General features: G+C 52.3%; 12 protein-coding genes and 1 pseudogene. 9 read left to right on the forward strand and 4 right to left on the reverse strand.

The window, feature by feature from the left end; all coding sequences use genetic code 11:
• The first annotated feature begins 142 nt into the window (after positions 1–142).
• The 6 genes from F1728_RS30060 (at position 143) to F1728_RS30085 (ending at position 12,312) form a co-directional block, all read left to right on the forward strand.
• Complete coding sequence (locus F1728_RS30060) at positions 143–4,399, forward strand: DUF1592 domain-containing protein (RefSeq protein ID WP_155367092.1); 4,257 nt, start codon at positions 143–145, stop codon at positions 4,397–4,399.
• Positions 4,400–4,470: 71 nt separating this feature from the next.
• Complete coding sequence (locus tag F1728_RS30065; protein ID WP_228030414.1) at positions 4,471–5,775, forward strand: DUF1552 domain-containing protein; 1,305 nt, start codon at positions 4,471–4,473, stop codon at positions 5,773–5,775.
• Between the two features lie 13 nt (positions 5,776–5,788).
• Positions 5,789–6,484 (forward strand): GntR family transcriptional regulator, encoded by a 696-nt coding sequence (locus F1728_RS30070; protein WP_194242597.1) that lies wholly within the window; start codon positions 5,789–5,791, stop codon positions 6,482–6,484.
• A gap of 396 nt (positions 6,485–6,880) precedes the next feature.
• Positions 6,881–9,445 (forward strand): tetratricopeptide repeat protein, encoded by a 2,565-nt coding sequence (locus F1728_RS30075; protein ID WP_155367094.1) that lies wholly within the window; start codon positions 6,881–6,883, stop codon positions 9,443–9,445.
• Between the two features lie 426 nt (positions 9,446–9,871).
• Complete coding sequence (locus F1728_RS30080) at positions 9,872–10,753, forward strand: YybH family protein (RefSeq protein ID WP_194242598.1); 882 nt, start codon at positions 9,872–9,874, stop codon at positions 10,751–10,753.
• 56 nt (positions 10,754–10,809) lie between these two features.
• Positions 10,810–12,312 (forward strand): hypothetical protein, encoded by a 1,503-nt coding sequence (locus tag F1728_RS30085; RefSeq protein WP_155367096.1) that lies wholly within the window; start codon positions 10,810–10,812, stop codon positions 12,310–12,312.
• A 138-nt stretch (positions 12,313–12,450) separates the two neighbouring features.
• Here the strand turns inward: F1728_RS30085 and F1728_RS30090 are convergent, their stop codons facing one another.
• The 4 genes and pseudogenes from F1728_RS30090 to F1728_RS30100 form a co-directional block, all read right to left on the reverse strand.
• Positions 12,451–12,963, reverse strand: a complete 513-nt coding sequence (locus F1728_RS30090; protein WP_155367097.1) for a response regulator — start codon at positions 12,961–12,963, stop codon at positions 12,451–12,453.
• Positions 12,964–13,212, reverse strand: a pseudogene (locus tag F1728_RS32795) (ATP-binding protein); the annotation flags it as partial. It abuts the gene before it with no gap.
• Positions 13,213–13,620: 408 nt separating this feature from the next.
• Positions 13,621–14,322 (reverse strand): 3-keto-disaccharide hydrolase, encoded by a 702-nt coding sequence (locus F1728_RS30095; protein ID WP_155367098.1) that lies wholly within the window; start codon positions 14,320–14,322, stop codon positions 13,621–13,623.
• A 146-nt stretch (positions 14,323–14,468) separates the two neighbouring features.
• A complete protein-coding gene (locus tag F1728_RS30100) occupies positions 14,469–16,235 on the reverse strand; it encodes an arylsulfatase (protein WP_155367099.1) in 1,767 nt (588 codons plus the stop codon).
• A gap of 262 nt (positions 16,236–16,497) precedes the next feature.
• Here F1728_RS30100 and F1728_RS30105 point away from each other — a divergent pair, with 262 nt between their 5' ends.
• From F1728_RS30105 to F1728_RS30115, 3 genes are all read left to right on the forward strand, one after another.
• Positions 16,498–17,823: an MFS transporter gene (locus tag F1728_RS30105; RefSeq protein ID WP_155367100.1), complete on the forward strand. Its 1,326-nt coding sequence runs from the start codon at positions 16,498–16,500 to the stop codon at positions 17,821–17,823.
• 232 nt (positions 17,824–18,055) lie between these two features.
• On the forward strand, positions 18,056–20,257 hold the full coding sequence (locus tag F1728_RS30110; protein WP_228030415.1) for a sulfatase-like hydrolase/transferase: 2,202 nt from the start codon (positions 18,056–18,058) through the stop codon (positions 20,255–20,257).
• A 79-nt stretch (positions 20,258–20,336) separates the two neighbouring features.
• Complete coding sequence (locus F1728_RS30115) at positions 20,337–22,055, forward strand: DUF4838 domain-containing protein (protein ID WP_155367102.1); 1,719 nt, start codon at positions 20,337–20,339, stop codon at positions 22,053–22,055.
• Positions 22,056–22,909 lie beyond the last annotated feature (854 nt).

Raw genomic sequence — 22,909 nt, forward strand, 5'->3', positions numbered from 1 at the left:
CTTTTATTTCTGAGTCGGCTTTTCCAGGCCTTGACAAACCTGTCGACAGTCGACACCCTGTTGTTCAGCTGAAGGTTTACATGTCGGGAAGAGTACATTCCCCGATCGAGGTTTGCTTTCGTAAAACGCCAGGGAGTGTCGTATGCGTTCGGGATCTGGATATCAGGCTGGTTTCTGTTTTCTACTCATCTCTGTGTTGGCTTGTGCCTGTAGCCAGACTCTCTCAGCACAGACGCCGGACCCATTTGCTCCCCTGCAGGTAACTTTCGCAAAGCAGCAGCAGGCTGTGCTCAAAAAGTACTGTTTGAACTGTCACAATACCGCCGAGAAACAGGGCGAACTCGATCTGGAACAGTTCCGCAGTGTGTCAGATCTCCGCCGGAATGTGACTCCCTGGCAACGGGTTGTGGAGATGCTGCGTGATGGAGAGATGCCTCCCGAGGATTCAAAACCGCAACCGACGCAGGCGGAACTCGCATCCTTGCAAAAGTGGGTGCAGGCAGTTCTCGATGCGGAAGCCCGGGCAAACGCCGGAGATCCCGGCCCCGTTGTGTTGCGCAGGCTGAATAACGCCGAGTATACCTATACGATCCAGGACCTGACCGGAGTCCCTCTGGAACCGGCGCAGCAGTTTCCCGTCGACAGCGCTGCCGGCGAAGGTTTCACAAACGTGGGAAATTCGCTGGTGATGTCTCCTGCTTTGATCCAGAAATACTTCGCTGCCGCTAAGAAAATATCCAGTCATGCAGTCCTGCTGCCAGACGGCATCGAATTCTCATCCAAAACGACCCGCAGAGACTGGACGAACGAAAAACTGGCAGCGATTCGCGAATTCTATGCACGTTATACTGAAAGCAAAGGCGCGACCGCGGTCAATCTGCAGGGGATCCACTTCGAAACCAATGGCGGAGGACGACTTCCCCTGGAAGCTTATCTGCAGGCTACACTCAAAGAAAAAGAGGCGCTCCAGTCGGGCCAGAAAAGCCTTGCGTCCGTCGCGCGTGAATACGATTTGAACGAGAAATATCTGACTCTGCTCTGGCAGTCCTTGACTGATAAAACTCCCTCCGTAGTGCTTGACCAGATCCGTGATTTCTGGAGTCGCGCGAAACTGACGGATGCCCCTCAACTGGCAGAGCTGATTCAACAGTGGCAGTCAGCACTCTGGCGGTTCACCACAGTCGGGCACATCGGCAAACGGGGCGGCCCCGCAGCCTGGCAGGTTCCGGTGCAACCGGTCACCACGCAACAGGAACTGCGCTTAAAGTTACCCGAAGTGAAAGCCGGAGAGTCGGTCACACTCTATCTGGCAACCAGTACTGCCGGCGATGGAAACCAGGGAGACTTCGCGATCTGGCAGAATCCGCGTTTGATCATTCCCGGACAGACGGAATTACCCTTGAAAGAGGTCCGTCAGTATCTCGCATATCTGACCGCTTACCAAGAGCGTCTGCTGGCTCATACCACCGCCTGTCTGAATGCGGCTCTGGAAGTGGAAACGGCGACAGCAGCGGTCAATCTGGAAAAACTGGCGCAGAAGCACGGCATCGAGCCAGTAATTCTGCATGCCTGGCTTGCCTGCCTGGGCCTGGATGGCGGACAGCCGACTATCGAGGGATACATTACCAGGCAGACTGAGCAAATTCAGAACTATGACTTCGTCAAAGGCTGGGTAGGCGAGCAGGCTTTAAGTGTTGTGGCGAATGCATCCGATCAGGGTGTGCGAATTCCCGGCGAAATGCTGCCACACCATGTCGCCGTACATCCCACACCCCAGCGGCGGGTGATCATTGGCTGGAAAAGCCCCATGTCTGGCACGGTTAATGTCAAAGGTGCTGTCAGGCGGGCACATATCGGTTGTGGAAATGGAATCGACTGGCGACTGGAATTGTGGCGCGGCAATACGAGACAGATGCTGGCTTCTGGAAATGCCACAACCAGGGAAACGTCTCCCGTGGAGGTCAACGAACCGCTCAAGGTACGAACCGGTGATATGCTGCTGCTCGGCATCGGGCCGCGGGACGGAAATCACTCCTGCGACCTGACAGACGTTGATCTGACAATCACTCCTGTGACAGCAGGAGCATCAGCATGGAATCTGGCTCGTGAGATTTCATCCGATATTCTGGCAGGGAACCCGCACGCCGATGAACAGGGCAATCCCAATGTCTGGCACTTCTTCAGTGAGCCGGATCAGCCTGTCTCTCGCATTGCTGTTCCTTCAGGCTCGTTACTGGCCCGCTGGCAGACCGAGGCTGATATTGAGACCCGCAAGCAGCTGGCAGCAGAATTACAGCGCCTGCTCACGGCCGGGCCAGACCAACTCCCCGAAAACGCTCCGGATCGAAATCTCTATCAGCAGCTAACATCCCTCCGCAGTCCCGCTTTTGAAGCACTCAGGCAACAATATCGGCCAGATCGGCAACAGGTCACAGAACTGACTGAGGAACAAGCATATGGTCTCGACCCACAACTGTTCGGCAAGCACCCCGCAGGCACGTCTATAGCGCCGTCTGCACTTTGTGTGCAGGCACCTGCTGTGATTGAAGTCCGCTTACCAGCCGAACTGGCTGCCGGGACTGAATTCGCAGCCACTGGAATGTTACATGCCGCCACCAGTCAACAGGGGACCGTTCAGCTTAAAGTTTCCACGGAAAAACCAGAGTCGCTGACTGAGCTACACGCCGGCGCATTTCGGAGCGGTGGGAAGAAATCGACCTGGTCCGATGGTGAAAAGCCGGTGATCCCTATTTCGCCGGTACTGGTGAGTGAAAACAGTCAGGTTAAAGAGCGAGTCCTGGCGCAGTTTGCTGAGTTCCGCAATCTGTTTCCAGCCGCCCTCTGTTACACGCGCATTGTTCCCGTTGATGAAGTCGTCACTCTGACGCTTTACTATCGGGAGGACGAACATCTGCAGCGGCTGATGCTGAATCCTGATCAGACTTCAGAGCTGAATCGGCTGTGGGACGAGCTGCATTATATCAGTCGCTCACCCTTGCGACAGGTGGATGCCTACGAACAGCTCTGGCAGTTCGCGACGCAGGACGCCGATCCAAGTGCCTTTACTCCCATGCGGGAGGGCATCATGCGACAGGCAGATGCATTTCGCACCCGATTGCAGGCAACTGAGCCCCTGCATATTGAAGCCGTCCTGAAATTTGCAGACCGCGCCTGGCGGCGTCCTCTCAGCTCAGCAGAAGAGACCGAATTGAAAACACTCTATACGCAGCTCCGGCAGCAGAAGCTGTCTCACACGGAAGCGATCCAGATGCTGCTGGCGCGGGTCCTGGTCTCGCCTGTCTTTCTCTACCGTACGGAAGCCGCTCCCTCTGGAAGCCAGCCTGCCCCCGTCTCGGACCATGAGCTTGCCTCCCGTTTAAGTTATTTTCTCTGGTCGTCGCTGCCCGATCAGGAACTCCGTGAACTGGCGACTCAAGGCAAGCTACGTGATCCAGCCGTTCTGAGGCAGCAGGTAGCTCGAATGCTGCAGGATCCCCGAATCAGTCGTATGGCGATTGAATTCGGCTGCCAGTGGCTGCACGTGCGCAACTTCGATCAGTTCGATGAGAAGAGTCAGCGACATTTCCCGGAGTTCGCAGAACTTCGCAGTGATATGTACGAAGAGGTGATTCGATTCTTTACCGATCTTTTACAGCAGAATCGTTCCCTCCTGGCCATCCTGGATGCGGACTATGTCTGGGCGAATCAGCGGCTGGCCAAATTTTATGGTCTACAGGGAGTGGCAGGCGCAGACTGGCAGCGGGTAGAAGGAGTACAGCAACAGTCCCGGGGGGGCATCCTCGCGATGGCGGCGACACTCTCGAAGCAGTCCGGCGCGTCACGAACGAGTCCGATCTTGAGAGGAAACTGGGTTTCGGAATTTCTACTGGGTGAGAAACTTCCCCGTCCTCCCAAAGACGTACCGGTTCTGCCGGAAGAAGTTCCTGCGAACCTGACCGAGCGACAACTGATTGAACAGCATAGTGCCGATCCTGCCTGTGCCAAATGTCACAAGCGCATTGATGGCTTCGGATTCACTCTGGAACAATTCGACGGCATTGGGCGTCTGCGGAAAAAAGATGCGAAAGGGCATCCGATCGACGATGCTTCGGTTCTACCCGATGGAACTGCAGTGACAGGAATCGCCGGTCTACGGAATTATCTGCTCAACGAGCGGCGGGATGATTTCCTGCGGGCCTTTAATCGGCGTCTGCTGGGCTATGCCCTGGGACGCTCTGTGCAGTTGTCTGATGAACCACTGCTGGATCAGATGACGACTCAACTCGAACAGGATGACTACCGGATCAAGACTGCGATTCAGGCCATTGTTCTCAGTCCGCAGTTCCGCATGATTCGCGGTACCGAGCAACAGAGTGTCAGCAGCGTGACAGCGGACTGATTCAATAAAATCTGTTAAACTAAAAGATGAATAGAACTGATACCGAATTCTGAAAATCAAGGAGTTATCAGATGAGCGCTTTTATGACAACCCGACGAACCATGCTGCGAGGGCTCGGCGTAACCATGGCATTGCCCTGGCTGGAATCACTGCGGGTCTGGGGAGCAGAAGCGGGCAAGAATGCAGTTCAGGGAGAAGCTCCGATTCGGTTTGCAGCGCTTTTTTCCGGCAATGGCTTTCACCGCGAACACTGGTGGGCCAAGGGGAGCGGCAAAACAATGGAACTGGGTAAGGTCCTTGAGCCGCTGCTGCCACACCGGGAAAAAATGCTGTTTATTCAGGGGCTGTATAACGAGGAAGCGCTGAAAGGAAATATTCACAGTTCCCAGACGGGAAATATTCTCACGGGGGCGCCGCTCGAAGCAGGGGGCGGCATTCGCAGCGGGATCAGCATCGATCAGATGCTGGCGAAACAGTACGGTCAGACGACGAAAGTCCCCAGCCTGGTCCTGGGTTGCGAAAAGTCGAATCCGTCAGTCCACAAGAACTATTCGATGCTTTACAGCAGTCATATCTCCTGGAGTTCTCCGACAACGCCGACGCCCCTGGAAGTCTACCCGGCGCTGGCCTTTGATCGACTGTTCCGCAAAGATGCGAGTCAGAGTGATCAGAGTGTACTCGATGCCGTTCTGGGGGATGCTCGCGATTTGCGACGGGGGATCAGCCGGAGCGATAAACAGAAGCTGGATGAATATCTTAATTCGGTGCGTGAAGTAGAACAGCGGATCGATCGGGCAGGGCAGCGAGGGGAATTACAGGGCTGGCGTCCCACGCTTGATAAACCGAATGTTCCCCGGCCAGCGGATGGCATTCCCCAGGACATCGCCGAGCATATGCGACTGATGTGTGATATTCTGGTACTGGCGTTTCAGACCGATGCGACTCGCTTCTGTACCCTGAAACTAAACAACGATCATTCGTCTTTACGCTTTCCCAATCTGGGCGTGGATTACATGATCCACCACCTGTTATCACATCAGGAATCGAATGACTGGCTCAAGGTCAATCAGTTCTTTCTCGAGCAGGTGGCCTATATTGCCGCCAAGCTGGATGCGATCCAGGAAGGAGAACGAACCGCACTGGATAATACCATGCTGATGTATTGCAGCAGTATGCTCACCGGCAGTCATGATGCAACCAAACTGCCCGTCGTAATACTGGGCCGTGGAGGAGGCAAGCTGGAAACCGGACGGGTGCTGAATTATCTCGATCAACCGAATCGAAAAATGTGCAGCCTCTATCTGTCGTTAATGGACCGTTTCGGGTTGCACCTGGATCAGTTCGGCGATGCTACAGAACGCCTGGCAGGTCTCTAGACAGGAATTAATGATGAGTATAGATCAATTTTCGAAAGGCGGCGCCGGTCAGCCAAAACTGAAGCGGCAGACACTGACACAGGCTGTCGAATCCCGCTTGCGCAGTGAAATCATCCAGGGCGTGTACGAGCCCGGGACAATGCTCAGTGAACCGGTGCTTTCGTCTGAATTGGGAGTCAGCCGATCTCCGGTCCGTGAAGCACTGTTGATTCTGGAGCGGGATGGTATCGTGGAATTCGACGAACGTGGTCGAACCCGGGTCGCAACCATGACCGCCGCTGACTTTGAAGATCTGTACCTGCTCCGTCTTGCAGTGGAGCCAATGGTTGCTGTGCATGCGGCCGCCCAGGCAACTTCAGCTGACTATGCTGCACTCGAAGCGAATATGAAGGCAATGCATAATACAAAAACGCTGGCAGAGATCAGTCTGTTGGATATGGAATTTCATGATCTGCTGGTTGCCTCCAGCCGCCGTTCCCGTCTGATAGCCACCTGGCGCTCATTGCGCCCTTCATTGGAACTCTGGCTTGCCGCTTTGCATCGTCGTCATGAACAGATCACCGGCCGTGTTAAGGAAATCACAATCGATAGCCATCAGGAACTGATCAACACGCTCCGCAGCGGTGATGGAGCCTCGATTGAAAAACTGATGCGCGGGCATATCGAAGGCTGGTATCAGTGGCTGCCGGAAATGACTGAGCTGTCCTGATGCTGTCTGATTATTCCGCTTCAAGAGGCACAGAGCAGGCTGTGACTGTAAAGAATCTTTAACAAACCACGCGCCTCCGCTAACTCGTTAAGACAGAAGTAGTGGTTCTGTGTGCAGTTTGGCTGGTGACAGGAAATGGAATCCAGCAAATTTCCGGGTAACGCGTCCCATTCTGATTTCAGACAGGAAATGCTTACCTCTCAGGACTTTAATTGCTGTGAAAACTGACTGATGGCAGCGCTCACTTTCCTCGTCTAACCTTGGCGTAAACAATCAGGACAGAGAAAGTGCGCAAAATACGGCAGAACCCAAATTTACGGTATGAAAATAGGTAGAGTAGGCTGGTAGACTGACTGGAAAGACTGTCATCCACTCTCAAAAAAGTACCTGCGTGAAATGAATCAGGAAAATCTGTCGCCACAATCGCGTTCTTGGAAAATGCCGATCCTGCTGCTGATCATCTTTACTGTATTAGGTACAGCACGTCTGAATCAGTTCTATTTTTACAACCCCGACAGTAGTGATTATGTGCTGATGGCGCGGGGGTTTGTTGAATTCCAGGAATATCGACAGTTTGATCGACCAGGGGAGCCTTACTTCACTTTACGTCCGCCAGGCATGTCGGTTCTGTTGATACCTGCTGCAATCATCGCCCCCTATGATGTGATCGCCGCAAAAGTGACGGTATTGATGACTGCCCTCGTCATGATCTGGCTCTTCTATACACTGGCCTGGCGACTGATAAGCAGCACAGATCCCGAGTCTACGGAGTCATTGTCACCACTGCGCTGGTCGGTTCTGCTGGTCAGCCTGGTCCTGATGACCAATCCCTATGTTCTCGTTTATTCCACAATCGTGATGAGCGAGATCCCCTTTATGGCATGCACGCTGGCGGTACTCTACCTGTTTTCTGCCGAGGAAGAGAAATGGTCTCTCGGTAAACTGGTTTGTCTGACCGGATTGCTGGTGTTTATTCCCTTTCTCAGAACCATTGGCGTCGCCATGATTCTGGCCGTGGGACTCTGGTGTCTCTTTAGTCGGAAACGCTGGATCTGTCTGATCCCGGTGGGGTTCGCGGTCGGAACGACCGCATTCTGGATGTTCCGCAACAGCCAGTTCAAAACAATGAGTTACAGTTCTATTGCACTCCAGGAAATGAAGACCGCGGGAGTGGTCGGCACACTAATCAGCATGCTGAATCGGCTGCTCGTTCACATCGACGGATTATTTCAGAAAATCTTCCCTGGTCTGCCGGGAACCGTGCCCGAATACAGCGGAGTGCTTTCCGGAGAGTATCATGCACTCCCCGGTTCTCCCCTGATCTATTCGCTGGGGAGCGTAGTGATAATTGTCATCTCGCTGGCAGGCATGCTGTGCTGCTGGAAACGCGGTGGTGCAGTCTGCTTACTCTACTTGTGTCTTTCGCTGGGAGTGCTTTCTGTCTGGCCCTGGATGCAGACCCGTTTTTCACTCCCCTGGTTGCCCATGATTCTGGTCTTCGTTCCTGCAGGTCTGTTTTACATCAAAGAGTCTTCACTGGGCCAGCGTGCAGGGGTGCTGAAAACACTTGCCGTGGGAGGTGTCGCGGTAGTGGCTGCTCTACTGTTCTCACAAACCTGGGTTGATGCCAATCTGATTACAACAAATCATCTCATGAAGACGGAGAGTGAAGAGGAACTTTCTAACGAGGACCTCATCATGTTCGCCAGTGACTTCGTCAAAGCGGGCGAATGGTTGAATCAGAATACCGCACCTCATGCGCGTGTGTTAACGCGGCGGGCAGAAGTCTCCACAGCCAGCCATCGCTATCAGAGACTGTTTTATTTCGAACCGTCCAATATCGAACAGCTGCATAAAGCCATTCAGTCCATGGGACAATGTTACCTGGTCACCTATAGCAAACATACGAATGATATGTTTCCCCGATATCTGCTGGATGATGATCTGATTTATCGCTTCACTCCGGTTTATGAAGAAGACGGAATCGTGGTGATTGAAGTGACGCCGAACTATGAAGGGACAGTCCGAGATCAGTACTGGCGGGATGAAGAAGCTATGGAACTGGCCCGGAAACGGCTGGCTCGAAACCCACGCCGCATTTCGGTCTGTATGACGTATCTCAATCAACTGCTCAAAGCGGAAGAGTATGATCAAATTATCGCTTTCATTGGCGATCTCGAACAGGCTGGGATACAGGATGCCCGCTTCATGAGTATGCTGGGCTGGTCTTACCTCGGTAAACGCCAGTACGACCAGGCGCTGGAAGAATTTGCCCGCGCCACGCGAACTCCAGGACAGAAAATGATCCGGGGCAACCTGAATGACGGAATTAAACTGGCTCTCAAGCGACGGAAAGCGGCTCAGGAGAATCAGGGGAAATCACAACATGAAAAACCGGGCAGCTATCTGAAACTGACCGACAACATGTGGCAGCTGGTCATGTTCGATAAAGCTGAAAAGTTTGCGCACAAAGTGCTCGATTCAAAACAGGCTACAACTGCTGAACTGGATCAGGCTCACGTCTGGCTGGCCCGGCTGGCGCTGATTCAGGGGAATGCGGAACAGGCGCTTCAGGAATTAACCCAGGTGCAGGATGCGGACAATGAAGCTGCTCAGGCTCTACGACACCGCCTGGACCTGGAGAAAATGATTACCTCTGCCTGGGCCAGTGAATCTGCTTCCTCTAAGGTACCTGACTCCAGTCAGATCCTGAAACTGGCCAAACTATACGAGGAACAGGGCGTTCCGGGCAAGGCACTCAAACTATTGCAACAGGCTCATGATCGCAACGACTCCGATACACAGATTTTGAGAGAACTGGCCCGTCTGCAGCTGTTCTACAGTCTGCTCGATGAGGCAGAGAACAGTTACCTGAGTCTGCAGAAGACATCGCCCGATGATCCGGAGATCAAGAAGGCGTTACAGCAAATTGCCCGGTTCAGAGAAACGCCTCGATACTAACTGCTGTTTTCACAGGATTATTCCTGCCTGCCCGGGGATGCTCTGTTTCTCTGGTACGATCTCAAGTTCCAGAGGCCAGTTCTGGCGTTTCGAGTATTCTCCCTCTGCGCCATACAGGCTCTGAAAACTTTACGGGGGCTGCAGATCGATTTGATGAAAATCTGTAGAGAAAGAATCAGAACTTCTGGCAGATTCGAAATGAATATGCGAACATGGAATCAGGTGACAAAGCAAGGCTAAGTGTTCTCTGATGGGAGTTTCTGTGGGGCCGCAGGAATTCATTCCGTGGTTGAACCGTCTGCAAACGCAGAGTTTCTCAGGCGAAACAACACGGCGCTTTGTCCCGAGATCGTCATGGTAAGACCGGGAAATTCAATTTTGCATTCTGAATTTCTGATTGAGAAGCCCCGTTTATGGAGAAAAATAATGCGTCGAGTACTACCGCTTCTTTTACTGCTGTGTTCAGCGGGTCAGTTTTTGCATGCGGACGATGCAAAACCAGATGAGGAAGGCCTGATTCGCACTGCGATTTCCTCTTACAAAACAGCTTTTGACAAGGGAGATGCCAAAGCTGTTGCCAGCCACTGGACACCCGAAGGGGAATTCACTCCACCGGGAGGCGAAACAATCAAGGGACAGGCCGCGCTGGAGAAAAGCTTCACAGAGTATTTTAAGGATTCGCCTGGCGCTAAAATCGAACTGGAAAGTGTCGATATTCGACTGATCTCACCAGGCGTTGCCGTTGAGAACGGTGTGGCTGAGGTCATTCTGCCGGAGCAGGAGACCAGCATCACTGAATACTCGGCCGTGCATGTGAAAACGCCCGCTGGCTGGAAGCTGGATAGTGTAACAGAAACAGCAGCCATAGTGCCTCAATCACACTACGAACAACTGAAATCACTGGAATGGATGATCGGAACCTGGGTTGATGAAGGCGATGATGGTTCCGTCGAAACCGTCTGCAAGTGGACGAAGAATAAAAACTTCATGACGCGTTCTTTTAAGGTACATATCCAGGATCGCGTTGCTCTGGAAGGGACGCAGATCATTGGCTGGGATCCGGATAAACAGACCATCCGTTCCTGGTTATTCGACTCAGAAGGTGGATTCGGTGTCGGGATCTGGACTCAAACCGAGAATCGCTGGACCGTACGCACATTGCAGGTTCTGGCGAATGGCGAGAAGGCCACTGGAGTTAATGTCATCACCAAAATCGATAACAACAGTTTTACTTTTCGTTCTCTAGGACGCGAGGTGGATGGCGAACTCCTGCCGGGAGTCGACGAGATCACCATTATCCGCAAGTAATCTGAGTGGTTTCGTAATTCATCGCTAATTATCAGCTTTAATATAAGGTGGGAAAAATGAGAACTCCCCAAATTGCATTCTTTGTAGCACTTTTATCTGTATCGTTACTGACGCACGATGCCTATTCCCGCGGCGGCCGCGGTGGAGGAGGTGGCGGTGCTCGCGGCGGGGGTGGGGCCCGTGGTGGTGGAGGAGGATTCAACCGGGGCGGAGGCGGGGGAATTTCCCGGCCCAGCCCCTCAATGAGTCGGCCTTCGCGTCCCAATGTGTCCCGACCCAGCGGAGGGAACCGTCCCAATTTGGGCAACCGCCCCAGCGGTGGTGGCGGAAATCGACCAAATCTGGGGAATCGTCCAAGCGGCGGCAATCGACCTGATCTGGGGAACCGCCCCGAAGGAGGCAATCGGCCGAGTGGTGGAAACCGTCCCAACCTCGGTAATCGACCAGGAGGGGGAAACCGACCCGATTTCAGTAACCGTCCTACCCAGGGGCAATTGCAGGACTTTTTGAACCTGCCGGGTAACGCAGGTGGTAACCGTCCTGGCGGAGGAAATCGCCCTGAAATCATTAATCGCCCGGGCAGCGGCAATCGGCCCGATGTTGTGAACCGTCCGGGCAGTGGTGATCGCCCAGGAGCAGGAAACAGACCAGAGATTATCAATCGGCCTGGTAGTGGAAATCGTCCCGATGTTGTGAATCGACCAGGCGATGGCAATCGTCCCGGAGCTGGCAACCGACCCGGTGCAGGGGACCGACCTGGGAATCGTCCCGGAAATCGCCCCGGCGACCGTCCCATTAATAACCGTGGTCCCGGTAAGCGGGATATTTCGATCAATCAGATCAACAATAACCGTGTTCGCGTGGGTAACAATGTTCGTAATAACTGGAATAACAGACATGTGAATGCTTTCAATCGCGACTGGTGGACCCATCGTCCCGGCTGGAATACTCCAGCCTGGCGCTATCAGCGTTACTGGGGACGTTACCCCGCCGGTTACTGGTGGCGACCTGTAACCGCTGTCGCTATGACCTCCTGGTTCGTAGGCTGGTGGAACACTCCCTCCTATTATGAGTATGGATCAAACATCTATTACGAGGACAACTCGGTGTATTATGGAGACCAGCCGGTTGCCACAGCGGATGAATATTATCAGCAGGCGTTGTCCCTGGCTGATTCCGCTCCTCAGGATTCGCAGTCGAATGCAGAAGAGACGGAATGGATGCCTCTGGGAGTCTATGCCATTACGAATGCTGACTCCGAGGAGACCAATATGGTTCTGCAGTTGGCGGTGGACAAGAACGGCGTGATCGCGGGAACGTTCTACAACGACATTTCTGACGTCACTCACCCAGTTGAAGGCATGGTTGACAAAGACAACCAACGCGCTTCCTGGCATTTTTCTGATGGCAGTAATCCGGGGCTGGTCATGGAGACCGGCGTCTATAATCTGACCCAGGACCAGACCAACGTGCTCGTGCACTTTAATGAAGAGAAGACACAGACCTGGTTACTGGTTCGTCTGCCTGAACCGAAAGGGGACGATAATCAGACGAACTGATTCACACCAGTAATCGTTAGAAATTTATTATTCTGTAGTCGTAAAAGAAGCCCCCTGAAACATTCGTGATTCAGGGGGCTTCTCGTGTTCTTGCTCATCCTGTGAATAATGAAGGCACAGAAGGCTCATGTGTTCTGTTTAAACCTGCACGGTCATGTACAGCTCCTGATGTGCAAACTGCTCGATAAGTCGGACGAGTTCTGTTCGATTTACCGGCTTTGACAGATAGGCATCACAGCCACTATCCAGGCATTTCAGATGATCTCCAGTAAGTGCATTTGCTGTTAGTGCAATCACAGGGATCTGGCCCCCCATATCTCTCAAGGTCTGGGTGGCTCTATAACCATCCATTACCGGCATTTGCATATCCATGACAATGGCATGAAACGGCTCGCCAGATTGAGAATTAGAATTAACGAGGTCAATTGCGACCTGACCATTTTCGGCAACTTGTGTGCTTGCCCCGGATTTTTTCAGGATATGGGAGAACAAGCGACAGTTATCGTAACTGTCGTCCACAACTAAAATGCGTAATCCTGCTAAAGATTTTGGCACATGAGCTGATCTATTAGCACACGCAACAGGCACTTTATTAACTGTTTGATTTGACGATATGAAAGAGTCGGTATCAGTAACCAGAACGGGAATCATGAAAGTGACAGTGGTACCCTGATTCAATTGACTCTCAATGGAGATTGAACCTCCAAAGAGTTCTACCAACCGCTTACTGATGGTGAGTCCCAGTCCAGTCCCACCATATTTACGTGTCGTGGAATTGTCTGCTTGAGTGAATGGAGTAAACAGATTCTGAATACGGTCGGCAGAAATACCAATGCCGGTGTCTACGATCTTAAAATTGAACAGGGCAGGGGGCCGGTTCCCTGGCCAGACGAATGCAATTGAGCTCGTCCTGCTGAACCGTCAGTAAATCGGTTTTGCAATGCGTTCGATAAACAAATGCCGCGATTTCTGACAGGAGCACCATTAAAGGCAGGAAGATGGCGAGTCCTCGTTTGAGAATGCGAGAAGCCGCTGATTTGTATAGGAAAGAACTGCATTTTCTTCGCGAGGTTCATAAGAAATGATGCACAGAATTATTCTGCTGGACGTTGATCAGATAGCTGAAAAGCGGGCAAATAAAAGGGATATCTCTTAAGGGGCTGACAGTTTCAAAGCTCGAGGCTCGTGAATAATTGTGATTTGATTCCGGATTCTGATTCAAAAAATCATTGCAAGGTGATTAATGAAAAACAGCCACCTGAGTTAGAACTCAGATGGCTGTTCTGAAATATCAATTGTTCTTGTGAACTATTTCAGTTCTTTGATTTTGATGTTTCGCCAGCTGACCTGCTTGCCAACTTTTTCAGGATGGTTACCAACACCATGTACCTGCAGGGCGATAAAGCCTTCAGAAGTGAGTCCATCTTTGAGATCTGCAGCAGGGACGCCGTTGATCCAGGTCTTGATGGAATCCCCTTTGCAGACGATGCGGTAGTGATTCCACTCATTCTGCTTGAAGGCTTTCTGTGCTGCCTTGTTATCAGCCAGGTTGTTTAACCAGCCACGACGTGCTTCATCATAAATTCCGCCTGACCAGGCGCGATCGGAGGGATCGATTTCTACCTGATAGCCGTGTACACGACCAGCGGGGATTTTTTTCTTCAGTTCTTTGCCGTCTTCACCGTTGTAGACAATAGTTCTGTCTTCATCATGGACATTGCTGCGAATCTGGATCCCCGAGTTCAACAGTGGATCAACTTTGAAATCGACTTCGAGTTCAAAGTCGCCATAATTTCTGTCGGTACACAGAAAACTGTTGGGAGTTTTGGGTACCGAAGTGCCGACGATCGTGCCATCGACGACTTCATATTTGGCCGTCCCACCTTTTTGGACCCAGCCGTCAAGAGTTTTACCATCAAACAGTGGTTTGAAGCCCTTGTCTTCAGCATAGGTGGTGATATTCATCAGGAGTGCGAGGCAAAACGCAGAGAGTGTCAGTTGAACTTTCATAGTTTATCCATCAGGTAAAGTGTTTTAAAAATAGCCAGAAAACGGTTGTCAGGCAGCATTATGACTGGGAGAACGGGAGGATACCAGTCATAAAACAGAGTTTCCTTCCGCGTCCGACTCGATAGGCGTCGATCGATCAGCCTCTGCTAATCGATGCGGTTTAGAATCAGCAGACGAAAGTCCATCACCTGCTTACCGGGGATCTCAAGCGCCCGCAGGGTCAACTCACCAGTCCCTTTGGGAAGCTGGATGTTCCCCAGGACCAGTGGCTGAAAATCCTTAACCAGGGACTCTGAACGTTGCGCCCGGTCCTGTTCTGCACCAACGAGAGGAGGATCGTGCGCTTCAGTTATCTTGCCTGTGAGGTGACTGTCTTTGAATCTCAGTTCAACGGTCGAACCGACATCATCTGCCGGGCAGGTATAATAGACTATCGCCTCGTAAGTGCCTGCCTGGTCCACTTCTGCATCCCAGATGATGCTGTCTTGCGGGCTTGTCCAGTTATAGAAGAAGCTGCAGTTGGGATGCCGGGACGAACGTTTGATTTCACCGTAAGAAATGGCATCACGGGCGGGTAGTTGAGTCGATTTCGCACCGCCGTAACCAATCAGGAAAGGGCGGCTATCTTGGGGATAGCCGTGAGGCCAGACTGAACTTTTCCAGTCTTTGACTGCCTGTTTGAGCTTCTGAGTAACTTCAGGCCGTTCACCGGCGATGTCTTTCCGCTGGCCGGGATCCTGGGTCATGTCATAAAGCTGTCCTTTTTCAGAGAGCCGATACTGATCCGTACGGACGCTGACTCGCTGACGCAGGCTGGAGAAGATCATCCGGTTCGGCCAGGAATTGGCGTCCCCCATGATCAACGGTTTGAGGCTCACGCCGTCAATCGGCTTTGGTTCGGGACGTTTAATCCCAGCCAGATCGGTCAAGGTCGGCAGGAGATCAATCGCACCCGCGACCTGGTTCACCTGTCGTCCTGCGGGGATATGTCCGGTCCAGCGGATCACAAACGGAGAGCGCACACCACCTTCATCCAGTGAACCTTTCTTACCTTTCATGTCACCATTCCAGCGAAAACCGTTGGGGCCATTATCGGAGAAGTAAAGCACGATGGTCTCATCTTCGATTCCGAGTTGATTCAGTTTCTTCAGCACGCGACCTACGTTCCAGTCCACATTTTCACACATGGCCAGCGCAGCACGGAGATGATCTGACTGTTCTTTCTCCGGGTCGCGATGATGCATCTTCAGCTTTTTATCTGCAAAACGGTCCCAGTATTCGTCAGGGACCTGCATAGGGGAGTGAGGCGTGCAATAAGGCAGATAGGTAAAGAACGGTTTGTCGCGTTTCACCTGCTGATCCATGAACGCAATTGCTTTGCTGGTGAGGTCATCGGTAATGTATCCCTCACCTTTCACAAACGTCCCATTATGATCAAGCATGGGGCTGAAATAGTGTCCCCAGTGTCCTGAAGTGAATCCGTAATACTCATCAAAGCCTTTGGCATTGGGATGATTCGGATATTGAGTGCCGTTATGCCATTTGCCAAAAGCGCCGGTCGCATAGCCGGCTGCTTTGAACGCCTGGGCCACCGTATATTCATCGGAATTGAAGCGTTCTTCCCCTTTGGAAACCCCGGTCGTCCCGGTGCGGGCGTGGTAGCGTCCGGTGAGAAAGGCGGCACGAGTGGGGGCACAGACCGCGCCTACATAAAAGTGATTAAACCGCACACCCTCTTTTACGAGCGAGTCAATATTCGGAGTATGCAGATTCGTGTTGCCATTATGACTGACATCTCCCCAGCCCTGGTCATCTGCAAGGAAGACAACAATATTAGGATGTTTCTGATCGTTTGCCAGAAGGTTACCGGTCAGCAGGCAGACCAGCAGACCGAGTGTAAGAATTGGTTTCATATTAGTTGCTCTTGAATAAGGAACGCTGACGTAAGTCTATGTGGTTGGAATTCATAGTAGCGGATTTGATCCGGCAGTTCACGTATCTGGAGAAGGAAAACTGACAACAGGCTTTTTGATAAGAAAGTTTTTTAATTGCTTTCTCGAAGCCGATTGTGACATGATGAAAAGGCATGAATTGCGCTCATCACAATTCGGTCACTGATAACAGAGGCTAAGGAATGAAACAACCTGCCTCTGTAGTGGAGTGAAAATATCCCAGATGGATTCTCCAGCAGACAGCCTCTCCGCAAATGATTCCAAACCGACCCGGGTGCGTTATCTGGTACTGGCTGGGTTAAGCAGTGGTTTTCTACTGGCCTATCTGCCACGCGCGGGACTGGCTCCTCTGGCGACTACGATTCAGCAGGATCTCAGTCTGGATGATCTGCAGATGGGACGCGTGCTGGCTGCTTTTTATGCCGGTTATTTCCTGTTTCAGATTCCGGGAGGCATACTGGGACAAAAGCTGGGAAATCGGCTGGCTTTACCTTTGCTCCAGATGACAGCAGGCATTGCGAATCTGTTAACGGCCCTGGCAGCTTCATTCGGACTGATCTGGTTTTCACGTCTGTTACTGGGGCTGGCGCAGGCCGGTATGGTTCCCTGTTCGGCACAAGTGATTAAGAACTGGATTCCCGTAGCGAAACGCGGTACAGCCAGTTCTCTGATGGGCAGTTTTATGTCCGTGGGGAGTATCATCGCCACAGGGGTGACTGCTGCATTGGTTGACCCGTTGGGCTGGCGTCTGCCGCTGGTGTTGTTCAGCCTGTTCTCTGTCTGCTGGATGTTCCTTTTTTTTCTGTTGTTCCGCGATCGTCCCCAGGATCACCCAAAGACGAATCATGCTGAAGTGGAACTGATTAACGCAGCGGACAGGAATGCCGTCTCAGAAAATAAGGCAACAAGCTCAACGCCGATTCGTCAGTTATTCATACGGATGATCTCGAATGCGAGTCTCTGGTTGTTCTGCCTGCAGTCCGTCTTCCGGGCGTTTGGATACGCATTCTTCATTACCTGGTTCCCGGCTTACCTGCAGCAGTCCAGTGGCGCTTCTGTGCAGAAAGCGGGACTGTTGGCGATGCTGCCGCTAACAAGTATCGTGTTGGGGACCCTCGCGGGAGGCCGTCTGATCGATCTGATTTATCAATGGACGGGCAACAAATACTTCAGCCGTTCGCTGCTTAGTGCCGGGTCCGCGCTGATCTGTGCCGTTTGTATTCTACTGGCCAGTCAGGTCCCTGCTGAAGATGCCGTCTACCTGATTTCCTGCGGAACGTTTCTCTCCGGCATGGGGAATCCCGCGATCTGGGTGACGTCTATGGATCTGGGAGGCAGACATACATCGGTCATTATTGCGATTGTGAATATGGCAGGCGTTGTAGGCGGTTATCTCTCCCCCATCGCCGTGGGCGCCTTATTCACCTATATCAAAGCAATGCCGGTACCGGAGTGGAATCTGGTACTTTACCTCTTTGCTGGAATCTATCTGGGGGCAACCTTGAGCTGGGCATTGATCAATCCCCGCAATTCCCTGTCTGAAATCTGAGGGCTGAGTTTCAGAGATAGTGAACGTTGTTAAAGAAGGGAAAGTCCCCTCAGGAAATTCCAGCTCAACTGTCGCCTTTGCCTGCTCGTCCGGTTAAACTAAAGAGACCACATATTTCATTCCGGTAGATATTCTCCCCGTAAAACTTCTGAAACTGAGCCTGGTTTGTCTGCAACACGATCAAACCTCACATGCTCCCTGTGACTCTGGCGCGAGTCTGGAAATGAACCTCATGATTGGGAAATTCAAAAGTTTACTCCTGCTGACTGCTCTGCTTTTACTCACCTTGGGAAAATCGGAAGCAGCAGAGCGACCGAACATTGTCTTTTTCTTCGCCGATGATCAAACCACCAGCACAGTTGGCTGTTACGGCAACCAGGTGATCCAGACACCCAACATTGATGAACTTGCCAAACGAGGCACTCGTTTTGAAAAAGCATACGTGAGCCAGGCAATCTGCTGGGTCAGTCGGACCACAATTCTGACCGGATTAACGGGACGCAGTTACGGAACTCCCGCGAATCCGGAACAGGCACGGCCCGACGCGGTCCAGACACTGTATACAGATCTGCTGCGAGAGCAGGGGTATCGAACCGGTTTCTATGGAAAATGGCATGCGAAGATGCCGAAAGATTTCAAGCGGGAAGCGCACTTCGATGAGTTCGAAGCGATCAGCCGCAATCCTTACTACAAGAAGCAACCGGATGGCAGCCTGCGGCATGAGACCGAATTAATCGTTGATCGCGGAATCGAATTCGTCAAATCGCAGCCCAAGGGGAAACCATTCGCATTGAATCTGTGGTTCAATGCCTGTCACGCTGAAGACAGTGACCGACGGCCCGGAATTGGACACTTTCCCTGGCCGCGTGCTGTCGATGGTATGTATGAAGACATTGAAATCGCGCCCCCTCGTCTGGGAGATCCTGAGATCTTCAATGCACAACCGAATTTCCTGCAGACCACGATCAACCGGGAACGTTATTTCTGGCGCTGGAATACGCCTCAGAAATATCAGACAAACATGCGGGCCTACTACCGCATGGTCAGCGGTATCGACGGAGCAATCGGTCGGTTCCTGAAAGCACTGGAAGAAGCCGGGCTCGCTGAAAATACCATTATTGTTTACTCTGCTGATAACGGCTACTACATGGCCAATCGGGGGCTTGCTGGAAAGTGGTCACACTACGAGAATGCACTCCAGGTACCACTGATTGTCATGGATCCCCGTGTTCCGAAAGAAGAACAGGGCAAAGTGACTGACGCACTGGCGCTGAATCTTGACCTGCCCGCAACGTTTCTGGACTGGGCCGGTGCGGACGTTCCGAAACGGTATCAGGGGCAGAGTCTCCAGCCCGTCGTGAAGGGAGCGAAACCAGCCGACTGGCGGACTGAAACATTCCATGAACATTTCGCAGTACGCAATCGAATTCCGGCCTTCGAGGGGATTCGCGATGGTAACCTGAAATACGTGCGTTACTTTGATCATGATAACTACGAGTTTCTGCATGATCTGGAGGCAGATCCAGATGAACTGATCAATCTGGTGGGAAATCCCAGATATGCAGAGCAGCTTCAGGCACTCAGAGATCGCACGACAGAGCGAGTCAAAGAGTTGGGAGGCCCTTTAGATCCACTGCGCGGTGGATTTCGGGATTCCACGGTTCCCTATCCAGTGGCTTCTGCAGCCGTTGGTGCCCGCGCGGACAAGGATGGTTTTGTCAGTGTCTTCGACGGCAAAACGCTCCGGCACTGGACCGGCGATCCACAATACTGGTCTGTTGAACAAGGGGCTCTGACGGGGAAAACAGATGGTTCTCTGAAGATGAATCGCTTCATTACCTGGAAAGATTCCACGATTCGCAACTTTGACTTACGAGTCAAAGTGAAAGTGACAGAGGGGGGCAACAGCGGGATTCAGTATCGGGGAACCTCTCGTCCCGATCTCGGACTGGATATCGTCACCGGCTATCAATGTGATGTGGTGGCCAACAATCCGAATTACAATGGTATGCTCTATGAGGAGAAGGGACGTCGAATTCTCTCGCACACAGGCGAGAAAGTCATCGTCGCACCTGATGGTCAGCCCTGGGTAGTTGGTAAGATGCCCGTCAAAACATTCGCCCCCGACGAGTGGCATGATTTCCGAGTGCTGGTACGCGGCAATCATCATGAGCACTGGATTGACGGCCACAAGACTGCGGACCTGATCGACCTCGATCCCAAAGGTCGGGCACTGGAAGGTGTGCTGGCCGTTCAGGTACACGTCGGACCGAAGATGAAAATTCAATACAAGGATTTCAAAATCAAGCATCTGCCAGACGATCTGCCTTTAGAACAGGCTGAGGATCATCCGATTCCCGCAGATGCTTACGGTGTTCGTCCTCAGGGACGCCTGCCCAGGAACTGGAAGCCGCCGGTTTATGGCAAACAGTAATTGGCTCCCAGCTGGTGCTGAAAGTACGCTCGCTACAGTATGACAACTGATTTCACCTTAAACAGTGTTGGAGTTCAACATGCGGATTTCACTTCTGCTGGCTGGCGTTCTGTGGTGTTTCACTTTCGTGCTGGATACGGTAACTGCTGCGGAACAGTATCTGGTCAGGGAAGGACGGGCAGAAGCAGAAATCGTGATTGATCCTGCAGCTCAGCGCAGCACGCGACTGGCTGCCCAGGAACTTCAGCATTATCTGAAAAAGATTTCGGGAGCAAAGCTGGAAATCGTCACTGAGACGACGGCTAAGGTGCCAGTCAAAGTTTTGATCGGGGCGAGTAAAGAAGCAGAAAAGCGGGGAGTCACGACTGCCGGACTGAAAGCAGGAGCCTACCGGATTGTTGCCGGCGACAACTGGCTTGCTATGCTCGGCGACGATACTAATTTCGTACCGATCGAACCCTGGCCCCGCAATCATCGTGATCTGGCCAGTGGTAAAGTACAAACGGCCTGGAATGCGATTACTGGTGAGCACTGGGGCTACCCTCATTCTCAACTCTACAAGCATTACACGGGTTCAACGGGTCTGTTTGGAACACCGAACGAGCAACTGGTCGACAAAACAGGCCAGGTCAATGTGTGGGGCTTTGACGAAAGAGGTTCCTTCAACGCGGTCTGCGGATATTTACGGGGACTGGGTGTGCGGTGGTATCTACCGGGGGAACTGGGAGAAGTCATTCCCCGGCAGAATACGATTCCATTACCGGCGATCGACGAAACGGTACAGCCCGATTTTCCGTTGCGGACAATTAACTTTCGTCTCGGTGTGTATGGTCGCGATGCTGCCATGTGGGCCATGCGGCTGGGGGTAAGACAACCCTACGGTCGGCAGGCCGCCCACGGTCTGGATCATATGACGCACAATACAGAGACACTCGAAAAGCATCCCGAATGGTTTGCCCTCTACGGCGGAAAACGTGATACCCAGCCGGGGAAACGTCTGAATCAATTATGCTATTCTAATGAGGAACTGTTCCAGCAGACCGTGCGCTATGTGAGGGCTCAGTTTGATCATTTTGACATGGATGTCGTTTCGGTAATGCCCCCTGATGGCTATACCGCGATCTGTCAATGTGAGCATTGTGCAGGCAAGGATACTCCTGATCGAGGTTACCGCGGTGCGTTTTCCGATTATGTCTGGGAGTTTGTGAATCGAGTGGCTAAAGAGGTTCGTAAAACGCACCCGGATCGCAAAATCTCGAACTGTGCCTATGGAACTTATACGCTGCCTCCTGAAAAGATCGACCGTCTCGAACCCAACGTGCAGGTGATTATTGTGGGGGGAAGAAGACCGACGTCTGCAGACCGGGAAGAACTCCGCCAGTTGCGTGACGCCTGGGTGAAAAAGACAGCAAACCCGATCATTATCTTCGAAAACTATCCGTTTACCGGACGGGGCTTCTATCTGCCGGCCTTCATTCCTCACGTACTGGGGGAGAGCATCAACGAGACCAAAGGGATCTCGAAAGGAGAAGACATCTGGCTCACGATGGATTTCGGCGAGAATGCGATTGGCTATAACCACTTTCTGATTTACTTCACCGCGCGGATGTACTGGGGGGAAAAGACCAGGATGTGGATGACCTGTTCAACGAATACTGTGATCTGTTTTACGGACCTGCTGCTCAGGAAATGCATACCTTCTTTCTTTACTGTGAAGAACACTGGCGTGAGATGGAGAAAGAGGCCGAGAAGGCCAGTCGCGCACTGGAGCTGTTTTCTGTCGCGAAAGCGAAAGTGAAAAGTGACTCCGTCTATGGCCGGCGAATGGCACTCATCGATAATTTCCTCAACGGATTGAGAAATAAAAGTATTCAACTGGCACAGAAACGGGGACCGGTTCCCGTTTTAAGACTGGTGGGTGATCCCCGGGGTGAAATTGTAATCGATGGGCAGCTCGATGAGCCCCTTTGGGAAAACTGCCCAACCGCTTCGACAGGAAGCCTGCGTGAACTGCAGACCGGACGCTTACCCGTTTATGGCACATCTGTTAAATCACGCTGGGTCGGCCGTGATCTCTATTTTGCGATTCGTTGTGAGGAAGCACCGGGCGAGCAGCCCCGCAGCACCACAACAAAAAATGAAGATCAGGCAATCTGGTTTGGTGATGCAATCGAAATTCTGCTCAGCACAGAGTCGCATAGTTATTATCAACTGGCCATCAATCCTGCCGGGGCGCTGATTGATCTGGATCGAGGGGCCGATAAGAAGGACTGGTTCCGCTGGGATTCACAGGCTGAAGTCGCAACTCAGATTAAAGACGGCTACTGGACTGCTGAAGTGCGGATTCCTGTTGTTCAGGATGAAAACGATCCCCTGCATCAGGTGATCGGACATCGTCCCACAGTCAGTCTGCCCTGGCACATTAATGTCTGTCGTCAACGAATTCGCGACAATGGTGCTGAATATTCGGCATTCGCGCCGACCGGGACTTCGGGATTTCATCAGCCGATGAAATTCGCCTACTTTTATCGGGGACTGTCACACCAGTTCGAAGCCGATCCGAGCGTGACAGATTACCTGATTACGAGCAAAAAAGCAGAAACACTGATGCGGCGCCGCAAGTATCAGTCTGCTCAAGATCTGTTCCTGTCC

The sequence above is a fragment of the Gimesia benthica genome (genome assembly GCF_009720525.1).
GTDB classification, from domain to species: Bacteria; Planctomycetota; Planctomycetia; order Planctomycetales; family Planctomycetaceae; genus Gimesia; species Gimesia benthica.